Genomic DNA, 1,782 nt, shown 5'->3' with positions numbered 1-1,782 from the left:
AACCTCATCCGCACCGCATCCGACACGGACAGCCTCAAGACCCGCAGAAAAGCCGCCGCTTGGAACCACGACTACCTCAGAGCCATCGTCACTCAGACCGCCTGATCCCCTTCAAGCGATCGCCCTGGTCCAACCGATGGTCCATCCCGTGCGCCCGCAGCGCTGTCTCGCCCGAAATGCTTGCCGCCATGACCACCTTCCCGGTGCCGGTCGCGCCCGGACGCTAGCCCCTCGGCGTCGGCCGCCAGTCGGGCGGGGCCATCTCGAAGCCGGAGAAGTCGAAGCCCGGTGAGACCGTGCAGCCCACCAGTGTCCAGGCGCCGAGGCTGGTGGCGGTCTGCCAATGGCCGGCCGGCACCACGCATTGCGGGCGCTGCCCGGCGGCGAGGTCGGGTCCGAGATGCTGGGCGGTGGCGTCGTGGCCGTTCGGGCTCGTGGTGATCACCAGCGGCGCGCCGGCATGCCAGTGCCAGATCTCGGTGGCGTCCACGCGGTGCCAGGCCGAGGCCTCGCCGATGTCGAGCAAAAAATAGATCGCGGTGCCGACCGAGCGGCCGTCCACCATGCGCGGATCGCGGAAGGTCTCGCGGTAATGCCCGCCCTCCGGATGGGGTTTGAGGCCCAGGGTCGCGATCACCTCGGCTGCTGTCGTCATTCGCCTCTCCGCGTGCCGCGCCGGCAGCTTGCCGGCACTTGGCGCCGATGGTACCGGCGCAACACCCTCAAGGTCCCAAAAAAATGCCGAGCCCGATCGTACGCCTCCACCGTGGCGACCTGCCCGCCGATTACGAAGCGGGCCGGGCGGTGGCCATCGACACCGAGACGCTCGGCCTCAACCCGCACCGGGACCGGCTCTGCGTGGTCCAGATCTCCACCGGCGACGGCACGGCGGATGTGGTCCAGATCCCGCAGGACGGGCCGGAACCGGTGGTGCTCAAGCGCGTCCTAGCGGATCCCGGAGTCCTGAAGATCTTCCACTTCGCCCGGTTCGACGTGGCGGTGCTGTTCAAGGCGTTCGGCGTGATGCCGGAGCCGGCCTACTGCACCAAGATCGCCTCGAAGCTCGCCCGCACCTACACCGACCGCCACGGGCTCAAGGACGTGGTCCGCGAGCTGGTGGGCGTCGATCTCTCCAAGCAGCAGCAATCCTCCGATTGGGGCGCCGAGACCCTGACGCAGGCCCAGCAGGATTACGCGGCCTCGGACGTGCTCCATCTCCACGCCGCCCGGGAGCGGCTCGACGCCATGCTGGCCCGTGAGGGCCGCACCGATCTCGCCGCCGCCTGCTTCGCCTTCCTGCCGACCCGCGCCCGGCTCGACCTGGACGGCTGGCCGGAGACCGACATCTTCGCGCACACCTGAGCGGTGGCACCCGGTCCCCGTGCGGCGATTCCTGTGCAGAACGGGGCTTTCCCGTCACCGCGGCGCGATGGGGGGCTGCTAGGTTTCCTGCGCCGGGGCTCGCGAGTCGCGGCCAGGCCCTCCTCGCCGGTCATCCACCCGATCAGGCCGGCCGGGAGGGCCCGTCCTCAGGTCAGCGTGCGCGGGCCGGACGGCGTCGTGATCCGGGCGGTGTAGCGCGGGAGCGGGCCGGGGACGATCCGCGGCGGATCGATGAGGCCGAGCCCCGCCAACCGGGCCGCCGTCGCGTCCGGATCCGGGTGCTCCAGCGTGAAATCCGCGAGACGTGCCCCAAGATCCGGCATCGTCCCGGCCGGGTGCGGACGGCGGCCCCAATCCATCGCGTAGGGCGCGGCGCCGTCCGCCGGCCAGGTCCCGTCC

General features: G+C 70.9%; 3 protein-coding genes. 1 reads left to right on the top strand and 2 read right to left on the bottom strand.

Annotation, left to right across the window (positions count from 1 at the left end; translation table 11 throughout):
- Positions 1 to 223: 223 nt before the first annotated feature.
- Positions 224 to 655 carry a cupin domain-containing protein gene (locus tag FV228_RS28650; protein WP_147857577.1) on the bottom strand — a complete coding sequence of 144 codons (432 nt, stop codon included), beginning with the start codon at positions 653 to 655 and terminating at the stop codon, positions 224 to 226.
- Positions 656 to 738: 83 nt separating this feature from the next.
- On the opposite strand from FV228_RS28650, the gene FV228_RS28645 reads away from it, so the two are divergent.
- Entirely contained in the window at positions 739 to 1,362 is a 624-nt protein-coding gene (locus tag FV228_RS28645) for a ribonuclease H-like domain-containing protein (RefSeq protein WP_147857576.1), read from the top strand.
- 167 nt (positions 1,363 to 1,529) lie between these two features.
- Here FV228_RS28645 and FV228_RS28640 read toward each other — a convergent pair.
- Positions 1,530 to 1,782, bottom strand: a 253-nt coding sequence (locus tag FV228_RS28640) for a VOC family protein (protein ID WP_147857575.1), incomplete at its 5' end; no start/stop codon positions are given.

Origin of the sequence: Methylobacterium sp. WL18 (assembly GCF_008040015.1) — a bacterium.
GTDB lineage: Bacteria > Pseudomonadota > Alphaproteobacteria > Rhizobiales > Beijerinckiaceae > Methylobacterium > Methylobacterium mesophilicum.
Note: the sequence above shows the minus strand (reverse complement) of the source record. Positions and strands in the feature narration are given on the sequence as shown.